Genomic DNA, 18,579 nt, shown 5'->3' with positions numbered 1-18,579 from the left:
CCCCGGAAGTATGTATAATCTGTGCATACTTTGGAGGGCGTACCGATGGAAGCTACCGTTGCAGAACGCGGGCAGATCACCTTGCCCAAGGCGGTCCGTGATGCGCTTGGCCTGACCAAGGGCACCCAGCTGAAGGTGGAGCTCGAGGGCAGCCGCATCATCCTGCGCAAGAGCGTGGACGATGCGATCTCCCGTGCCCGCGGCAAGTTCGCGCTGGATGGTTTCGATTCGGCCGAAGCGGCTGTGCGCGCGGTCCGCGACGAGGAATGAGCGCGTGATGATCGCCGTCGATTCACCGGTGCTGATCGAGCTGCTCAGCAATGGCCCGCAGGCCGACGCGGTCGAAGCGGGCCTGCGCCAGAGCCTGGTCGGCGGGCGCGTGGTGATCTGCGGGGTGACCCTCGCCGAGATCTGCGCGTCGCTGCGCGGCGGCGCCGAAGTGCAGGAGGCGCTGGAGGAAATGGGCGTCCACTTCAGTCCGCTGGAGGCCAAATCCGCATTGCGCGCCGGTGAGATGCACCGCCGGCACCGGCAGCGGGGCGCCAAGCCACGCGGGCTGGACGAATTCATGGTCGGGTCGCATGCACTCCTGCAGTGCGATGGCCTGATCACCTGGAACGACACGTTTTACCGCGACTACTTCAAGGGCCTGAAGCTGATCGTGCCGCACGCCTGAGCCCATACTTTTAAACCGCATTCTTTCAAAGAATCACCCGGGAGTTGTCATGTTGGAAGCCTACCGCCACCACGTAGCCGAGCGCGCCGCGCTTGGCATCCCGCCGCTGCCGCTGAGCGCCCAGCAGACGGCCGACGTCATCGAGCTGCTGAAGAACCCGCCGGCGGGCGAAGCCGAGTTCCTGCTGGAACTGCTGACCCACCGCGTGCCGGCCGGCGTGGATGACGCCGCCAAGGTCAAAGCCTCGTACCTGGCCGCGATCGCGCTGGGCAGCGAAGTCAATCCGCTGATCACGCGCGAGCGCGCCACCGAACTGCTGGGCACCATGCTCGGTGGTTACAACGTCGCCCCGCTGGTGCAGCTGCTGGACGACGCCACCGTCGGCGCGATCGCCGCCGATGCGCTGAAGAACACCCTGCTGGTGTTCGATGCCTTCCACGATGTGCAGGAAAAGGCCAAGGCCGGCAACGCGAACGCCCAGGGCGTGCTGCAGAGCTGGGCCGATGCGGAGTGGTTCACCAGCCGCCCGCAGGTGCCCGAGAGCCTGACCATCACCGTGCTCAAGGTGACCGGCGAAACCAACACCGATGACCTGTCGCCGGCGCCGGACGCCACCACCCGCCCGGACATCCCGCTGCACGCCCTGGCGATGCTCAAGAACAAGCGCGATGGCATCGAACCGGAAGAAGACGGCAAGCGCGGCCCGGTCAAGTTCATCGAATCGCTGAAGGACAAGGGCCACCTGGTCGCCTACGTGGGCGACGTGGTCGGTACCGGTTCGAGCCGCAAGTCGGCCACCAACTCGGTGCTGTGGTTCACCGGCGAAGATATTCCGTTCATTCCGAACAAGCGCTTCGGCGGCGTGTGCCTGGGCTCGAAGATCGCCCCGATCTTCTACAACACGATGGAAGACGCCGGCGCGCTGCCGATCGAACTCGACGTGTCGCAGATGAACATGGGCGATGTGATCGAGCTGCGCCCGTACGACGGCAAGGCCCTGAAGGACGGCGCCGTCATCGCCGAGTTCAAGGTCAAGTCCGACGTGCTGTTCGACGAAGTGCGCGCCGGTGGCCGCATTCCGCTGATCATCGGCCGTGGCCTGACCGCCAAGGCGCGCGAAGCGTTGGGCCTGGCGCCGACCGATCTGTTCCGCCTGCCGATGGACCCGCCGGATACCGGCAAGGGCTTCTCGCTGGCGCAGAAGATGGTTGGCCGCGCCTGTGGCCTGCCGGAAGGCCAGGGCATGCGCCCGGGCACCTACTGCGAACCGAAGATGACCTCGGTGGGCTCGCAGGACACCACCGGCCCGATGACCCGCGACGAGCTGAAGGACCTGGCCTGCCTGGGCTTCTCGGCCGACCTGGTGATGCAGTCGTTCTGCCACACCGCCGCGTACCCGAAGCCGGTGGACGTCAAGACCCACCACACTCTGCCGGAGTTCATCTCCACCCGTGGCGGCATCTCGCTGCGTCCGGGCGATGGCGTGATCCACAGCTGGCTCAACCGCATGCTGCTGCCCGACACCGTCGGCACCGGCGGCGACTCGCACACCCGTTTCCCGGTGGGCATTTCGTTCCCGGCCGGCTCGGGCCTGGTCGCCTTCGCGGCCGCCACCGGCGTGATGCCGCTGGACATGCCCGAATCGGTGCTGGTCCGCTTCAAGGGCACGATGCAGCCGGGCGTGACCCTGCGTGACCTGGTCAACGCGATCCCGCTGTACGCGATCAAGTCCGGCCTGCTGACCGTGGCCAAGGCCGGCAAGAAGAACATCTTCTCCGGTCGCATCCTGGAAATCGAGGGTCTGCCGGATCTGAAGGTCGAGCAGGCGTTCGAACTCTCCGATGCCTCGGCCGAGCGTTCGGCGGCCGGTTGCTCGGTGCACCTGAACAAGGAGCCGATCATCGAGTACCTCACCAGCAACATCACGCTGCTGAAGTGGATGATTGCCGAGGGTTACCAGGACGCCCGTTCGCTGGCGCGCCGCATCGAGAAGATGGAAGCCTGGCTGGCCAACCCGGAGCTGCTGGAGCCGGATGCCGACGCCGAGTACGCCGCCGTCATCGAGATCGACCTGGCCGACATCCACGAGCCGATCGTGGCCTGCCCGAACGATCCGGACGACGTCAAGACGCTGTCCGACGTCGCCGGTGCGGCGATCGACGAGGTGTTCATCGGGTCGTGCATGACCAACATCGGTCACTTCCGTGCGGCGGCCAAGCTGCTGGAAGGCAAGCGCGACATCCCGACCAAGCTGTGGGTCGCCCCGCCGACCAAGATGGATGCTTCGGAGCTGACCAAGGAAGGGCATTACGGCACCTTCGGCACCGCCGGTGCCCGCATGGAAATGCCGGGCTGCTCGCTGTGCATGGGCAACCAGGCGCAGGTGCGTGAGGGCGCGACGGTGTTCTCCACCTCGACCCGCAACTTCCCGAACCGCCTGGGCCGCAACTCCAACGTGTACCTGGGTTCGGCCGAGCTGGCCGCGATCTGCTCGCGCCTGGGTCGCATCCCGACCAAGGAAGAGTACATGGCCGACATCGGCGTGCTGGATGCCAGCAGCAAGGACATCTACCGCTACATGAACTTCGACCAGATCGAGGACTATCAGGACGTGGCCGGTACGGTTGCTGCCTGATCCGATGCCGGGCGCTGCCCGGCTTCGGTAACCCATCGGTCACTGGCCGATGGATGAAACACGAAAACACCCGGCGCGAGCCGGGTGTTTTTTCATGTGCACGATCAGGTCGCCGGAAACCGGAACGGCCAGGCGTCGTCGGTCACCTCGTTGCGCTCGGCGCAGACTTGGCGGAAGGTTTCCACGAACGCCTGCTGCAGTCGGGTGGGGTGCCAATCGGCGCGGGTGGTGAGGCCGATGCGGCGGCGCAGGTCATCGCCGGCCCGGCCTACCTCGCAGAGCAGGCCGGCGCGGCGTTCGAACACGAACTGATCGCGCGACATCAAGGTGAGCCAATCATCTTCGAGCAGCAGGCCGCGCGTGATCAGCACCGAACCACACTCGATGCGCAGCCGCGGCGGTTCGTGGCCGTGCTGCCGGAACATGTGTTCCCAGCGCGCCCGCACCGGTGCGCCGGTCGCGGCGATCACCCACGGGTAGTCCAGCAGCCGGGCAAAGCCGAAGCCCTTGGTCGCGGCCAGGGGATGACCGCTGCGCGCGACAATGACCGGGTCGTCGTCGAACAGCCCTTCCTGGGCGATGTCGCGCACCGGCAGCCTGTCGCGCATCGCGCCGATCAACAGGTCCAGGCTGCCCTCGCGCAGATCGCCCAGCAGTTCGGCGTAGGGGCCTTCGATCACGTTCACGGTGGCGCCCGGATAGGCCCGCGCGAAGCGTGCCAGTACCTGGGGCAGCAGGATCGCCCGCGCGAGCGGCATGACCCCCAGCGAAACCCGGCCGCCCTGCTGCGAGCGCAGCGAGGCGAGTTCATCGATGCCGGCGCCGAGTTCGGACAGGGCCAGCCGGACCAGGCGCAGCATGCGCGTCGCCGCCGGCGTCGGTTGCACGGTCTTGCCTCGGCGCACGGTCAGCGGTGTTTCGATCACCTCGGACAGCTCGTGCACCGCACGGTAGATCGCGGGCTGCGACACGCCCGCGCGACTGGCAGCCAGGGTGAAGCTGCCGGCAGTATCCACCGCCGCCAGAGCGCGCAGCTGGCCCAGGGTGACGCGGCGTTCGACAGCCGGCATCGCCGGCAGCCGCTGCGCGCGACGGGCCACGCGGACACCGTGCGTGATGTAGTCCAGCGCGCGTTCGATGCGGGGGACCAGCAGGTCGGCCGCCTCGGTGGGCGACATGCCACCGGGCTGCCGGTCGAACAGCGGCGCATCCAACTGTTTCTCCAGCCGCGCGATGGCCTGGGTCAGGGCCGGCTGGGACAGGTTCACGTGCGGAGCGGCGGCGCTGATGCCGCCGTGGTGGTAGACGGCGGCAAGGGCGTGCAGATGCTTGAGGTTCAGATCCAGAGGGCTGCTCATGCATCAACTATAACCAAACCCAATGGCTTTTTCGAAAAACGATCTTGAGGGGGCAGGCCGGGCAACGACAGACTGCGTCATCGTCAACGAAGGATGGATGGATGTCCCGGGTAGTTTCTTCTATCGAACGCGCTGCTCCGGCGGCGATCCAGGTGCTGGCAGAGGCCGGTGTCGCCACCGCGCACGAAGCGCAGGGCCGCAGCGGCCTGCTGCATCCACGGCTGCGCCCGATCTACAGCGGCGTCCGCATCGCCGGCAGCGCGGTCACTGTATCGGTGCCGCCGGGCGACAACTGGATGATGCACGTGGCGATCGAACAGCTACGCGAGGGCGATGTACTGGTGGTCGCGCCCACCAGTGATTGCACTGACGGCTACTTCGGCGATCTGCTGGCGACCTCGGCCCAGGTGCGCGGCTGCCGCGGGCTGGTGATCGATGCCGGCGTGCGCGACGTGCGTGACCTCACCGCGATGGGCTTTCCGGTCTGGAGCCGCGCGGTCCACGCACAGGGTACGGTCAAGGAAACGCTGGGTTCGGTGAATGTGCCGGTGGTCTGCGGCGGGGCGCTGGTGCAGCCGGGCGACGTGGTGATCGCAGACGATGACGGCGTCTGCATCGTGCCGCGTGCCGATGCAGACCGGGTAGCCGCCGACGCGCGGGCGCGCGAGGCGCGCGAGGCCGACAAGCGCGAACGCCTGGCCAACGGCGAGCTCGGCCTGGACCTCTACCAGATGCGTGAGCGCCTGGCGGCCAAGGGCCTGCGCTATGAGTAAGGGCGTGCGCGCGATGTGGATGCGCGGTGGCACCTCCAAGGGCGGGTTCTTCCTCGCTTCGGAGCTGCCCGCCGCGCCGGCCGCGCGTGATGCCTTCCTGCTGCGTGCGTTCGGTTCGCCCGATCCGCGCCAGATCGATGGCATGGGCGGCGGCGATCCGTTGACCTCCAAGGTCGCCGTCGTGGCGCCTTCCAGTCGCGCCGATGCCGACGTGGAGTACCTGTTCCTGCAGGTCTTCGTGGACCAGGCCGTGGTGAGCGATGCGCAGAACTGCGGCAACATGCTGGCCGCTGTCGGCCCGTTCGCGATCGAGCGCGGGCTGGTTGCCGCCACCACGGATCAGACCGAGGTGCGCATCTTCATGTGCAACACCGGTACGCTCGCCGTGGCCAGCGTACAGACGCCGCAGGGCAAGGTGGCCTACGACGGTGAGGCGCGCATCGATGGTGTCCCTGGCAGCGCAGCGCCGGTGCCGCTGGCGTTCGCCGATGTTGCCGGCTCCAGCTGTGGTGCCCTGCTGCCGACCGGCCAGGCCGTGGATGTCATCGACGGCGTGCAGGTGACGCTGATCGACAACGGCATGCCGTGCGTGGTGCTGCGTGCCGGCGATCTCGGGATCAGCGGGCATGAGGACCGCGCCACGCTGGATGCGGACGAGGCGCTCAAGGCACGGCTGGAGGCCATCCGCCTGCAGGCCGGCCCGCTGATGCGGCTCGGCGATGTCCGTGCCCAGTCGGTGCCCAAGATCATGCTGGTGGCCGCGCCGCGCGCGGGCGGGGTGATCAGCGTCCGTTCCTTCATTCCGCACCGCTGCCACGCCTCCATCGGCGTGCTCGGGGCAGTGACGGTCGCCACCGCCTGCCTGCTGCCGGACTCACCCGCGCACCCCCTGGCGGTGCTGCCCGGCGGCCTACACCAGACGCTGGAGATCGAACATCCCAGCGGCAGCACCGCGGCCGTGCTTGATCTGGATACGGCCGGGCAGGTGTCCCGCGCCGCCGTACTGCGCACTGCGCGGAAGCTCTTCGACGGCGTGCTGTTCGACTGAATACGTACGACGTCCTTATTCTTGTGACCTGGGAGGGTTGATATGACCGTTGTAGAGAAGCGGCCGAGCCGCTTCGGCATTGTTGGCCAGCTCTGGTTCCAGGTGCTGGCCGGTACGCTGATCGGTGTGTTGTTGGGGTGGCTGCAGCCAGACATCGGCTCGGCGATGAAACCCTTCGGCGACGCCTTCATCAAGCTGATCCGGATGATGATCGGTCCGATCATCTTCGTCACGGTGGTGCATGGCATCGCCGGCATGCGCGACATGCGCAGCGTGGGCCGCCTGGCCTTGAAGTCGCTGATCTACTTCGAAGTCATCACCATCCTGGCGCTGATCGTGGGCCTGGTCGTGGTCGATGTCTGGAAGCCCGGCGCCGGCATGAACATCGACCCGGCCACGATCGACATGGCCAGCATCCAGGGCTACGTGCACAGTGCGCACGACCAGTCGATCGTGTCCTACGTCATGGCGATCATCCCCAATACGCTGGTCAGCGCCTTCACCGAAGCGCATGTACTGCAGGTGCTGTTCGTGGCGGTGCTGTTCGGCGTGGCGCTGGCCTCGATCGGCGAGCGCGGCGCGCCGGTGATGAAGGTGATCGAGTCGACCTCGGGCGCGCTGTTCAAGATCATCGGCTACATCATGTACTTCGCCCCGATCGGTGCGTTTGGTGCGATCGCCTTCACCGTCGGCCAGTTCGGCGCGGGCTCGCTGCTGTCGCTGGGCGAGCTGATCATCGAGTTCTTCGTGGTCTGCGGGCTGTTCACCGTGCTGGTGCTGGGCAGCGTGTGCTGGTGGACCGGCGCCAGCCTGTGGCGGCTGCTGGGCTATCTGCGCGATGAGATCGTGATCGTCGCGGCGACCACCTCCACCGAAACGGTGCTGCCGCGCCTGATCGAGAAGATGAAGAAGCTGGGCTGCGAGGAAGGCGTGGTCGGTTTCGTGATCCCCGCCGGTTACTCGTTCAACCTGGATGGCACCTGCCTGTACCTGACCACCGTGGCGCTGTTCCTGGCCCAGGCGACCAACACCGAACTGACCGTGTGGCACCAGCTGGGCCTGATCGCGGTGCTGCTGCTGACCTCCAAAGGGGCGGCTGGCGTGGCCGGTGCGGCATTCGTGGTGCTCGCGGCGACGCTGGGCACGACCGGCACCATTCCGGTGGCGAGCATCGCGTTGATCCTGGGCATCCACCGGATCCTGGCCGAGGGGCTGACCTTCGTGAACCTGATCGGCAATGCGATCGCGGTGCTGGTCATCGCCAAGTGGGAAGGCAAGCTGGATGAGAAGGTGCTGGCCGAGCAGATCGGCACCCGCCGCCTGCGCCGCCGCGTGCTGACCGCCGCCACGGTCTGATCCTCCCGCCGCGGCGCTGCCGCGGCCTCCCGACATCCATCCGTTGCGCGGCTCCGGCCGCGCACAGGAGGCGCTTGTGTCCCGTTTCTCCCGCAACACTCTTTCCCTGCTGGTGGCTGCCAGCCTGGCGGCGCCGGCGTTCGCCGCGTCCTCTGCAACCCAGGGCGGTCTGCCTGATGGCGTCGATCTCACGCTGGACCTGGTCGGCAACGTCGCCTCCAATCCGGTCGGCGGTGTCGAGCAGGGCACCGAAGGCTCGTACTGGGTGATGGCCCAGTCCAAGCTGGATCTGGACACGCTGTGGGGTATCCACAACACCGAGGTCGACGCGCAGTGGGCCTGGTTCGCCGGCCGCAACCTGGCACGCGAGAAGATCGGCAATTCGATCAGTGCCCAGCAGACCTGGCGGCCGGTGGCCGGCGGGCGCCTGACCCGCCTGACCCTGCGCCACCGCTTCGACAACGGCCTGAGCATCATCGTCGGGCGCGCCCCGGTGAACAGCTACTTCAACAGCTCCGCGCTCAACTGCGTGTTCATGAGCAACGCGATGTGCCTGACCCCGTATGGGGCGATCACCGACCTGGGCATCACCGCCTACCCGAACGCGTCCTGGGCCGGGATCGTGCGCTACGACGTGAACGATCGCTGGTATGCGCAGGCTGGCGCGTTCGACTACAACAACGAGTTGAACAAGGCTGGCAAGAACGGCCTGGACTTTTCGGTGGGCGAGGGCACCGGCACCATCACCGCCTATGAAGTGGGTTACCAGACCAGCTTCGCCAATGACCGCCTGCCACGGACCTACCGGCTGGGCATGTACCGCAACAGCGATGGGGGCAAGAGCTCCTACTACGACGCCGACGGCAACTCCGCGGCGCTGACCGGCAGACCGACCGCCGCGCAGGACGGTGCGCGGGCGGGCGGGTATGCGATGGCCGACCAGACCGTCTGGCGTGGCGAAGGCAAGCGCAACCTCGCACTGTTCGCACGGGCATACGTGAACACGGGCAACGAAGCACCGATCGATACCTTCTTCTCGGCCGGCTTCGTCAAGACCGGTACCTTCGCCGGCCGCGAGCAGGACACGCTGGCGATGTTCGTCTCCAACACCCATTTCAGCGATGAACAGATCGACTTCCTGCGCGACCGGCGCACCCGAAACGGCGGTAGCGGGGCTCCTCATGCGGACGAAATCATCGCCGAACTCAGCTATGGCTGGGCCGTGCACAAGGGGATCCGCGTGATGCCCAACCTGCAGTACGTCATCAACCCCGACCCCATCTACGCGCCGACCCGCACCACCGACATCCCCGATGCGCTGATCGTCGGGCTGCGCGTGGACATCCACTTCGCCCAGCTGTTCGGCTGGTGATTCCTCCGCCACGAGGCCCTTGCATGATCATCGACTGCCACGGTCACTACACGACCGCCCCCGCCAGCCACGACGCCTTCCGCAAACAGCAGATCGCGCACTACAACGATCCCTCGCTGCCTGTGCCGGTCTATCCGGACATCAGCGATGCGGAACTGCGCCAGAGCGTGGAGGGCAACCAGCTGCGCCTGCTGCGCGAGCGCGGTGCGGACATGACCATCTTTTCCCCCCGCGCCAGCACGATGGCCCACCACATCGGCGATGAACGGGTCAGCGCCGAGTGGACCCGCCGCTGCAACGACCTGATCGCCCGCGTGGTGGCGCTCTATCCGGAAACCTTCATCGGCGTGTGCCAGCTGCCGCAGTCGCCTGGCGTACCGATCGCCCACTCCATTGCCGAGCTGGAGCGCTGCGTCAACGAACTGGGCTTCGTCGGCTGCAACCTCAACCCCGACCCGTCCGGCGGACACTGGACCGGCCTGCCGCTGACCGACCGCGCCTGGTATCCGTTCTTCGAGAAAATGGTGGAACTGGACGTGCCGGCGATGGTGCACGTCTCGGGCAGCTGCAATGCCAACTTCCATGCCACCGGCGCGCACTACCTCAATGCCGATACCACGGCGTTCATGCAGTTCCTGCAGGGCGACCTGTTCCGTGACTTCCCCGACCTGCGCTTCATCATCCCGCATGGCGGCGGCGCGGTGCCCTACCACTGGGGGCGCTTCCGCGGGCTGGCCGACATGCTGGGCAAGCCGCCGCTGAACGAGCACGTCATGAAGAACGTGTTCTTCGATACCTGCGTCTATCATCAGCCGGGCATCGATCTGCTGTTCAAGGTCATCGACATCGACAACATCCTGTTCGGCTCGGAAATGGTGGGCGCGGTGCGGGGCATTGATCCGGAGACCGGGCAGTTCTTCGACGACACGCTGCGCTACGTGAACGCGCTGGGCCTGTCCGAAGGCGACCGTTACAAGGTTTGCGAAGGCAACGCGCGGCGCGTCTACCCGCGCCTGGATGCACAGCTGAAGGCAAGGGGTCTGTGAGATGACGACGTTCGTGAAAGACGCTGACTGGCTGGATTTCTGCCCGGACCCGAGCGTGCCCGGTTTCGTGCCGCCGCCCGGGGCGGTGGATGCGCATTGCCACGTGTTCGGCCCGGGCGACCGGTTTCCGTATGCCCCCGAGCGCAAGTACACCCCATGCGATGCAGGCAAGGACCAGTTGTTCGCGCTGCGCGACCGGCTGGGTTTCGAGCGCAACGTGATCGTCCAGGCCACCTGCCACGGCGCCGACAACAGCGCCCTGGTCGACGCCCTGCGCAGCGCGGAAGGCCGCGCCCGTGGCGTGGCGACCGTGCGTGACAGCGTGACCGATGCCGAGCTGCAAGCGCTGCACGAAGCTGGCGTGCGCGGGGTTCGCTTCAACTTCGTCAAGCGGCTGGTCGACCCCAAGCCGGATGCCTACTACCGCGCGATCATCGAGCGCATCGCGCCGCTGGGCTGGCACGTGGTTGTCTACTTCGAGGCGGCCGACCTGGCCGAACGCTGGGACTTTTTCACCTCGTTGCCGACCACCGTGGTGGTGGATCATATGGGGCGCCCGGACGTCACCCAACCCGTGGATGGCCCGGCGTTCCAGCAGTTCGTGCGGCTGATGGCCGAGCACCCGAATGTGTGGAGCAAGGTGAGCTGCCCGGAGCGTCTGTCACGGAGCGGCCCGCCGACCTACGACGACGTGGTGCCGTTCGCCCGGCATCTGGTGGAGCGCTTCCCCGATCGCGTGCTGTGGGGCACGGACTGGCCGCACCCGAACCTGAAATCGCATATGCCCGATGACGGCGCGCTGGTGGATGTCATTCCCCGGATCGCGCCGACCGCCGAGCTGCAGCGCAAGCTGCTGGTGGACAACCCGATGCGGTTGTACTGGGCATAGGGCCAGCGGGCGGTCCGCCGCAGTCAGCTGCGCGCCAACGCCATCAAGCGCTCGGCGATCCGCTCCAGCGGCACCATTTCCTCGGCCGCGCCGATCCTCACCGCGCTGCCGGGCATGCCCCAGACCACGCTGGTGGCCTCGTCCTGCACCAGGGTCGGGGCGCCGGCGTTGCGCAGGTCCAGCAGGCCGCGGGCGCCGTCGTCGCCCATGCCGGTCAGGATGGCGCCGATGGCGTTGGCCCCGGCACTTTCGGCCACCGAGCGGAACAGCACATCGACCGCCGGCTTGTGGCGGTTGATCGGGGGGCCATCGTCGATCCGGCAGCGCCAGCGGGCACCGTCGCGGATCACGCGCAGGTGCTTGCCACCAGGGGGCAGGTAGGCGTGGCCGGGCAGCACCGCTTCGCCGTCACTGGCCTCGCGCACCGACATCGCCGAATGGCGGTCCAGGCGCTCGGCGAAGGGCGTGCTGAACTGCGCCGGCAGATGCTGGGTCATCACCACCGCCGGGGCGTCTGCCGGCAGGCCCTCCAGCACCACGCGCAGGGCTTCGGTACCCCCGGCCGAGGCACCAATGGCGATCAGGCGGTCGGTGGTGCGGAACTGGATGGAGCGGGGCACGGCCACGGGCGCAACGGCATCAAGCGTGATGCGCGGCGGGTTCGGCCGCGACAGGGGCCGCACGCGCGAGCGCGCGGCCATCTTGACCTTGGCGATGATCTCCTCGGCGTAGCCCTGCAGGCCGCGGGCGACGTCGAGCTTGGGCTTGGAGACGAAGTCCACCGCGCCCAGCGCCAGCGCCTGCAGGGTGGTGTCGGCACCGCGCTCGGTCAGCGAGGAAATCATCACCACCGGCAGGGGGTGCAGGCGCATCAGGTTTTCCAGGAAGGCCAGCCCGTCCATGCGCGGCATTTCCACGTCCAGCGTGATCACATCCGGCGCCAGGCGCTTGATCTTCTCGCGCGCCAGCAGCGGATCGGCCGCGGTGCCGACCACCTCGATACCGGGATCGCTGGCGAGGATCTCGCTGAGCATCTGGCGCACGACCGCCGAGTCGTCGACGATCAGGACCTTGCAGGGCACACCGTGGCTCATTCGAACAGCTCCACGCCACCGGTGACGGGGGCTTTGGACAGGCGGGCGCGCACGGCCGATTCGGTCGCGGCCACTTCGGCTTCGTGGGCGTGCGGCAGTCGCTGCACCACCACGCGCCCGGTATCGGCGAAGAACCACACCTTGCGCGGGTGGATGCCGCACAGGTCCTCGGCGATGATCGGGATGTGCTCGGCCTGCAGGTACTGGCGGACGAACTCGGCGTTGCGGGTGCCGACCGGATTGCTGGTGAATCCCTTGAGCACGTTGGCACCGCCGAACACTTTGGCCTCCAGGCGCTTGCGGTGGGCGCCGCGCTTGAGCAGGTCGTTGATCAGCAGTTCCATGGCATAGCTGCCGTAGCGTGCAGGCGCGCCATCACCGACGTTGCCCTCGGGCAGCAGGAAGTGGTTCATCCCGCCGATCTTGAGCACCGGGTCGCGCAGGCAGGCGGCCACGCAGGAGCCCAGGGTGGTGGTCAACGCGGTGGCGTCGTCCACGGCCAGGTACTGGGTCGGCAGCAGCTTGGCTGCGGTGACCTGGAAGCGGCTGTCGAAGTACCGCATCACCTCGTCGTTGCGGATCGGCAGACTCATGCCGGCGCTCCCGGCGCGCGTTTGTACAGCGTGCGGCCACAGGGCTGGATCAGGTCGGCGGCGTGCAGGTAGTTCTCCGAGTGACCGGTGTAGAGCAGGCCGTCATCGCCCATGTGCTGGATGAGCCGCGAGAGGATGCCGCGCTGGGTGGGTTTGTCGAAGTAGATCATCACGTTGCGGCAGAACAGGGCATCGAACGGGCCGCCAACGTCGTAACGGGTGGCGAGCAGGTTGAGCGGGCGGTAGTCGATCAGGTCGCGCAGCGCGGGGTTGACCCGGCAGTGACCTTCGTTGGGACCGGTGCCGCGCTGGAAGTAGCGCTTGCGGATCGCCGGATCCAGCCCGGCGACGCGGTCGATCGCGTAGACGCCACGGCTGGCGGTGGCCAGCACCTGGGTGTCCACGTCGGTGGCCAGGATGCGCACCGGCGGCTTGAGCGTGCCGAAGGTCTCGCAGGCGGTGATCGCCATCGAGTAGGGCTCCTCACCGGTGGAGGCCGCGCACGACCACAGCTGCAGCGTGCCCTGGCCGGCGCGCAGGCGCAGTTCCTCGGCCAGCTTCTCGAAGTGGTGCGGCTCGCGGAAGAAGGCGGTCAGGTTGGTGGTGAGCGCATTGGTGAACGCCTGCCATTCGTCGCCGCCGTGGGCTTCAAGCTGGTCCAGGTACTCGCTGAAACTGCGCATGCCCAGCGCCCGCAGCCGGCGCGACAGCCGGCCGTAGACCATGTCGCGCTTGGCCGGCGCCAGCGAAATGCCGACCCGCTGGTAGATCAGTTCGCAGACGCGGCGGAAGTCGCGGTCGGCGAACTCGAATTCGCGAGCGTTCGGTGAAGCGGCGTTGGCGGGGGGCGTGGACACGGGCGGACTCGCAGGGGAAGGGGATGCGGCGACCGGGTGATCGCCGCGGGCACTCAGAACGCTTGCCAGTTGCCGTCATCGGCCGGCGTGCTGCGCGCGGGACGCATCGGCGTGGCGGCACGCGGGGCCGCCGGCGTTGGGCGGCTGGCGGGACGCACCGGCGGCATCCCGGCAACCGCGCGGGCGGTGACCGCGCTGACGGCCTGCGCGACATGGTCGTCCAGGCGGAAGATGGCCACGGCATCGGCCAGCTGGGTGGCCTGTTCTTCCATCGCGCGGGCGGCAGCCGTGGCTTCTTCCACCAGGGCGGCGTTCTGCTGGGTGGTCTCGTCCATCTGCACCACGGTCTGGTTGACCTGGTCGATGCCGGCGGACTGCTCCTGCGAGGCCGCCGAGATCTCGGCCATGATGTCGGTCACGCGCTGCACCGAGGCGACGATCTCGCCCATGGTCGCGCCGGCCTGGTTGACCAGCTGCGAGCCTTCGGCGACCTTGCCGACCGAGTCGTCGATCAGGCCCTTGATCTCCTTGGCCGCGCCCGCCGAGCGCTGGGCCAGGGTGCGCACTTCGGAGGCGACCACGGCAAAACCACGTCCCTGTTCCCCGGCACGTGCCGCCTCCACCGCGGCGTTCAGCGCCAGGATGTTGGTCTGGAAGGCGATGCCGTCGATGACCGAGATGATCTCGGCAATCTTCTTCGAGGAGGTCTGGATCGCGGCCATGGTGGTGACCACTTCGCCGACGACATGGCCCCCCTGGGTGGCGACGGTATGTGCGCCGATCGCGAGCTGGTTGGCCTGGCGCGCGTGCTCGGCGTTCTGGCGCACGGTGGAGGTGAGTTCCTCCATCGATGCGGCGGTCTCTTCCAGGTTGGCGGCCTGCTGCTCGGTACGGCGCGAGAGATCGCTGTTGCCGGTGGCGATTTCGCCGGCGGCGAGGTTGATGCTGCCGGCGGCCTCCTGGATCTGGCCGACGATCTGGGTCAGCTGCGCGACGGTGGCGTTGGCATCGTCGCGCATGGTGGCGAACACGCCCTGGAAGTCACCGTGCATGCGCGCGGTCAGATCACCCTCGGCGATCGCCGAGAGCAGCTGGGAGAGCTTGCCCAGGTTGTCATCGCTGACCTGCATCATCGCGTTGAGGTGGCCGATCATCCGGCGGAAATCGTGATCGAAGCGGGCGGTGTCGCCACGCTGGCTGAAATCGCCGGCGGCGGCCGCCGCGGCCAGGCGCTGGATCTCGCCGTTGATGTTGCCCAGGTTCTGCTTGACCGCATCCACGGTGGCGGTGATGGCGGCCTTCTCACCGGGGTAGCGCGCGATGTCCGCGCTGAGGTCGCCCTGCGCGTAGCGCTGCACCACCGCCAGCACCGCATCCATGGTCTGCACGTGTGCGCCGACCAGGGTATTGGTTTCATGCACCATCAGGCCGTACTCACCGGGGAAGGCGGTTTCGTCCATGCGGTAGCCGGTGCTGCCGGCATCGTGGCGGCGGGCCATCTCGCGCTGGCCGCTGATCACCGCATGCAGCTGTTCCTGCATGCGCGCCATGCTTTCCAGCAGGCGGCCGGGCTCGTCGTGCGCCTGCTCGCCGATGCGGCTGTCCAGCTTGCCGCGGGCGATGCTTTCGGCCACGTGCGTGGCCTGGCGCAGGGGCAGGGTGATGCGATTGCCGATCAGCCAGCTCAGCCCCAGCACGATCAACACCACGGCGCCGCCACTGGCGGTCATCACGGCCGTGAAGGCCAATGCGTCGGACTGCACGTCATCCATGTACACGCCGCTGGTGATGACCCACTGCCACGGGGCGTACATGCCGGCGTAGGTGACCTTCTCGATCAGGGCGTCATTGCCGGGCTTGGTGGTCTTGTAATACGTGTAGCCGCCCCCGGTCCTGGCCATGTCGACCTGCTGCAGATAGATCGGCACGCCGTCCTTGGAGGTGTAGTCCTTCTGCACCTTGCCCACGCGGTCACGCGCGAAGGGGTGCATCAACAGGGTGTAGTCGGTGCCGAGCACGTTGTAGTACGCGCTGTCATTGTCGGCACGCATCACGTCCAGCGCCTGCAACGCCGCTGCCTTGGCAGCCTCTTCGGTCAGCTCGCCGGAACTGGCCAGTCGGGTGTAGTGCGCCAGGATGCCGTAGCTGAGTTCAACCTGGGTCTTCAGCGCTTCCTTGCGGGTTTCGGCAAGGTCCAGGTACTGCATGCGGGCAGCAATGATCGCCAGCGCGATCACGCCGACGGCGATGAGTGCGGTCAGCAGGTTGAGCTTGCGCCTGACGGACAGGTTGGAGAAGGACTGGTTCCAGCGGCTGAGTAGATTCATGGGCAGGGGTCTTTGATCGACAGACATGTCGCGGCAATGCTGTTATCGGCCGCAGGTCGCCACGATTGAGTCCGCTCGACTGAGCGTATTCAGGTTGCGGGCGGCGCCGCAGTGGAACGCGCAGAAAAAAGGCCCCGATGCGCATGCATCGGGGCCTTTCCGCGTGGTGCGTGGCGGGGCTTAGAACTCCTGCCAGTCGCCGTCGGCCAGTTCGGTGGCCACTGGGCGCGAGGCCGGGCGACGTACCGCGGCCTGCGCCAGCGGTGCACGCACGGCGCGCGGCGGTGCGGCCACGACCGGCGCCGGGGCGATCTCCTGCTCGTCGAGCTTGAAGATGGACACCGCGTCGGTCAGGTGACCGGCCTGTTCTTCCATGGCGCGGGCAGCGGCGGTGGCTTCTTCCACCAGCGCGGCGTTCTGCTGGGTGGTCTCATCCATCTGCACGACGGTCTGGTTGACCTGCTCGATGCCGGCCGACTGTTCCTGCGAAGCCGCGGAAATCTCGGCCATGATGTCGGTCACGCGCTGCACCGAGGCGACGATTTCGCCCATGGTGGCGCCGGCCTTCTGTACCAGCGCCGAGCCATCGTTGACCTTGCCGACGGAGTCGTCGATCAGGCCCTTGATCTCCTTGGCCGCGCCGGCCGAGCGCTGGGCCAGGGTGCGCACCTCGGAGGCGACGACCGCAAAGCCACGCCCCTGCTCGCCGGCACGTGCCGCTTCCACCGCGGCATTCAGCGCCAGGATGTTGGTCTGGAAGGCGATGCCATCGATGACCGAGATGATCTCGGCGATCTTCTTGGACGAGGTCTGGATCGCACTCATGGTGGTCACCACCTGGCCGACCACATCACCGCCCTGGGAGGCGACGCTGTGTGCGCCGATGGCGAGCTGGTTGGCCTGGCGGGCGTGCTCGGCGTTCTGGCGCACGGTAGAGGTCAGCTCCTCCATCGATGCGGCGGTTTCTTCCAGGTTGGCGGCCTGCTGCTCGGTGCGGCGCGACAGGTCGCTGTTGCCGGTGGCGATCTCGCTGGCGGCCGAGTTGATCTGCTGGCTGGAGTGCTTGATCCGGGTGACGATGCCGCTGAGCTGTTCGGCGGTGGCGTTGGCATCGTCGCGCATCCGGGCGAACACGCCCTGGAAGTCGCCGTGCATGCGCACCGTCAGGTCGCCCTGCGAGAGCGAGGCGAGCAGGTTGGAGACCTGTTCGATGCTGGCCGAGTTGGCATCCAGCAGACCGTTGAGCTGCTGGGCCAGCTGCAGGAAGAAGCCTTCCTTGCCGTCGCTGTCGATGCGGCCGGAGAGGTCGCCGGCCGCTGCCTGGGCGATCACGCGGGCAACTTCGGCTTCCACCAGGGCTTCAGGGGTACGGTCGCGCCATTCGATGACGTGGCCGACGGTCTCGCCCTGCTCGTTGGCGATGGAGGAGATCACCTGGGCGAACTGGGCCTGGCCGAACTGCATCGGGCGGCGGCTGACGCCATGCTGCTGCAGTTGGGCCAAGGTCTTGGGATCGATTTCGCTGCCATGTTCCAGCGCGGCGGCCGACTTGCCGATCAGCGAGGCGGCGGCGTCGAAGTCCGGCAGGTCCTTGCGGATGTCGGCTTCGTACTGGCTCAGGGTCTGCTGCAGGGCGCGGTTGCTGTAGACGATGGTGTGGTGGGCATCGGTCAGGTAGACGCCGGTGGAGCTGTAATCCAGCGCGGTACGGATGCGCAGGTTCTCGCGGGCGATGGCCTGGTCGGTTTCGGTGCGCTCGCGCAGATCGCGCTGCATGCGCTGCATGGCCTGCAGCAGATCGCCCACTTCATCCTTGCGGCTGACGTCGATATGGCCGTCCAGCTTGCCGCTGGCGACATCGTTGGCGACCGAGACCGCGCCGCGCATGCTGCCCACCAGCGAACGGGCAAACAGATACACCAGCACCAGGCCCAGGGCGGCGCCGCCCAGCAGGGTGATGACGGTCAGCGTGGCGGAGGCGGCGTAGGTGGATTCGGCTTCCTCGCGGGAGGCGCGTGCGAGACGGTTGTCTTCAGCAATCAGCGCTTCGAGCGCCGCCGAGGCCTTGCGATGCTTGGCGCGGGTTTCGCCGACGAAGGTGTCCACGGCATCGTCGGGCAGGTCCAGCTCGAGCATTTCGGTAACGGCGTCGTAGGACGCCAGCGAATCGGTCCAATCCTTGGCGAAGGTGTCAAACAGCTTCTTCTGCTGGGGATTGTCGATCAGCGCGGGGTATTTCTTGATCGAGGCGTCGATCTGGGTGCGAAGCTCCGCGGCGCGGGCCTTGGCTTCGGCCTTGACGTCATCGCTGGCGCGGATGAGGCCCTGGTAGGCGGAGTTGCGGTACTCGCCGACCATGCCACGCAGCTCACCGGCGGTGCGGATGCTGTCCATCCGGGGGCCGGCCAGTTCGGTGGTGACGTTGTTGAGTGAGTGCAGGCCACGATAGGCCACGATGCCCTGCAGCAGCATCACCAGCAGGAGGACGCCGAAAGTCAGCATCAACTTGGGCATCAGTTTGAGGTTGTTGATCCAAGGCATGGCAGGTGCGGTCT

The 18,579-nt window shown here is 67.3% G+C and carries 15 protein-coding genes; 9 read left to right on the top strand and 6 right to left on the bottom strand.

Going from position 1 to position 18,579, the window contains the following annotated elements; all coding sequences use genetic code 11:
* Positions 1 to 45: 45 nt before the first annotated feature.
* From NJD74_RS15160 to acnB, 3 genes are read left to right on the top strand one after another with little or no spacing between them, the layout of a single operon-like run.
* The gene (locus tag NJD74_RS15160; RefSeq protein ID WP_019182937.1) at positions 46 to 270 is read left to right on the top strand and encodes an AbrB/MazE/SpoVT family DNA-binding domain-containing protein; all 225 of its coding nucleotides are present in this window, start codon (positions 46 to 48) and stop codon (positions 268 to 270) included.
* Between the two features lie 7 nt (positions 271 to 277).
* Complete coding sequence (locus NJD74_RS15155) at positions 278 to 676, top strand: type II toxin-antitoxin system VapC family toxin (protein ID WP_019182936.1); 399 nt, start codon at positions 278 to 280, stop codon at positions 674 to 676.
* 49 nt (positions 677 to 725) lie between these two features.
* On the top strand, positions 726 to 3,311 hold the full coding sequence (acnB, locus tag NJD74_RS15150; RefSeq protein WP_019182935.1) for a bifunctional aconitate hydratase 2/2-methylisocitrate dehydratase: 2,586 nt from the start codon (positions 726 to 728) through the stop codon (positions 3,309 to 3,311).
* Between the two features lie 104 nt (positions 3,312 to 3,415).
* Here the strand turns inward: acnB and NJD74_RS15145 are convergent, their stop codons facing one another.
* Entirely contained in the window at positions 3,416 to 4,669 is a 1,254-nt protein-coding gene (locus NJD74_RS15145; RefSeq protein ID WP_019182934.1) for a LysR family transcriptional regulator, read from the bottom strand.
* Positions 4,670 to 4,770: 101 nt separating this feature from the next.
* Here NJD74_RS15145 and NJD74_RS15140 point away from each other — a divergent pair, with 101 nt between their 5' ends.
* From NJD74_RS15140 to NJD74_RS15115, 6 genes are all read left to right on the top strand, one after another.
* Positions 4,771 to 5,442: a 4-carboxy-4-hydroxy-2-oxoadipate aldolase/oxaloacetate decarboxylase gene (locus tag NJD74_RS15140; protein ID WP_319624500.1), complete on the top strand. Its 672-nt coding sequence runs from the start codon at positions 4,771 to 4,773 to the stop codon at positions 5,440 to 5,442.
* Entirely contained in the window at positions 5,435 to 6,490 is a 1,056-nt protein-coding gene (locus NJD74_RS15135; RefSeq protein WP_319624499.1) for a 4-oxalomesaconate tautomerase, read from the top strand. The genes NJD74_RS15140 and NJD74_RS15135 overlap by 8 nt, the downstream gene beginning before the upstream one ends.
* 42 nt (positions 6,491 to 6,532) lie before the next feature.
* Positions 6,533 to 7,846, top strand: a complete 1,314-nt coding sequence (gene dctA, locus NJD74_RS15130) for a C4-dicarboxylate transporter DctA (RefSeq protein ID WP_102788445.1) — start codon at positions 6,533 to 6,535, stop codon at positions 7,844 to 7,846.
* A gap of 76 nt (positions 7,847 to 7,922) precedes the next feature.
* Positions 7,923 to 9,218: a carbohydrate porin gene (locus NJD74_RS15125; protein WP_319624498.1), complete on the top strand. Its 1,296-nt coding sequence runs from the start codon at positions 7,923 to 7,925 to the stop codon at positions 9,216 to 9,218.
* Positions 9,219 to 9,241: 23 nt separating this feature from the next.
* Positions 9,242 to 10,264 carry an amidohydrolase family protein gene (locus tag NJD74_RS15120; protein WP_019182929.1) on the top strand — a complete coding sequence of 341 codons (1,023 nt, stop codon included), beginning with the start codon at positions 9,242 to 9,244 and terminating at the stop codon, positions 10,262 to 10,264.
* Between the two features lies 1 nt (position 10,265).
* Positions 10,266 to 11,153: an amidohydrolase family protein gene (locus NJD74_RS15115; protein WP_319624497.1), complete on the top strand. Its 888-nt coding sequence runs from the start codon at positions 10,266 to 10,268 to the stop codon at positions 11,151 to 11,153.
* A 23-nt stretch (positions 11,154 to 11,176) separates the two neighbouring features.
* On the opposite strand, the gene NJD74_RS15110 is transcribed toward NJD74_RS15115, so the two are convergent.
* The 5 genes from NJD74_RS15110 to NJD74_RS15090 all read right to left on the bottom strand — a co-directional run bounded on the left by NJD74_RS15110 (position 11,177) and on the right by NJD74_RS15090 (position 18,565).
* The gene (locus tag NJD74_RS15110; RefSeq protein ID WP_070472826.1) at positions 11,177 to 12,247 is read right to left on the bottom strand and encodes a chemotaxis response regulator protein-glutamate methylesterase; all 1,071 of its coding nucleotides are present in this window, start codon (positions 12,245 to 12,247) and stop codon (positions 11,177 to 11,179) included.
* Positions 12,244 to 12,840 (bottom strand): chemoreceptor glutamine deamidase CheD, encoded by a 597-nt coding sequence (gene cheD, locus NJD74_RS15105; protein WP_019182926.1) that lies wholly within the window; start codon positions 12,838 to 12,840, stop codon positions 12,244 to 12,246. Before cheD ends, NJD74_RS15110 begins: the two co-directional genes overlap by 4 nt.
* The gene (locus NJD74_RS15100; protein ID WP_019182925.1) at positions 12,837 to 13,697 is read right to left on the bottom strand and encodes a CheR family methyltransferase; all 861 of its coding nucleotides are present in this window, start codon (positions 13,695 to 13,697) and stop codon (positions 12,837 to 12,839) included. Before NJD74_RS15100 ends, cheD begins: the two co-directional genes overlap by 4 nt.
* Positions 13,698 to 13,750: 53 nt before the next feature.
* Positions 13,751 to 16,024, bottom strand: a complete 2,274-nt coding sequence (locus NJD74_RS15095; RefSeq protein ID WP_319624496.1) for a methyl-accepting chemotaxis protein — start codon at positions 16,022 to 16,024, stop codon at positions 13,751 to 13,753.
* Between the two features lie 180 nt (positions 16,025 to 16,204).
* Positions 16,205 to 18,565 (bottom strand): methyl-accepting chemotaxis protein, encoded by a 2,361-nt coding sequence (locus NJD74_RS15090; protein ID WP_102788448.1) that lies wholly within the window; start codon positions 18,563 to 18,565, stop codon positions 16,205 to 16,207.
* Positions 18,566 to 18,579: the final 14 nt, after the last annotated feature.

Source organism: Stenotrophomonas sp. RG-453, assembly GCF_033843685.1.
Classification (GTDB): domain Bacteria; phylum Pseudomonadota; class Gammaproteobacteria; order Xanthomonadales; family Xanthomonadaceae; genus Stenotrophomonas; species Stenotrophomonas bentonitica_A.
Note: the sequence above shows the minus strand (reverse complement) of the source record. Positions and strands in the feature narration are given on the sequence as shown.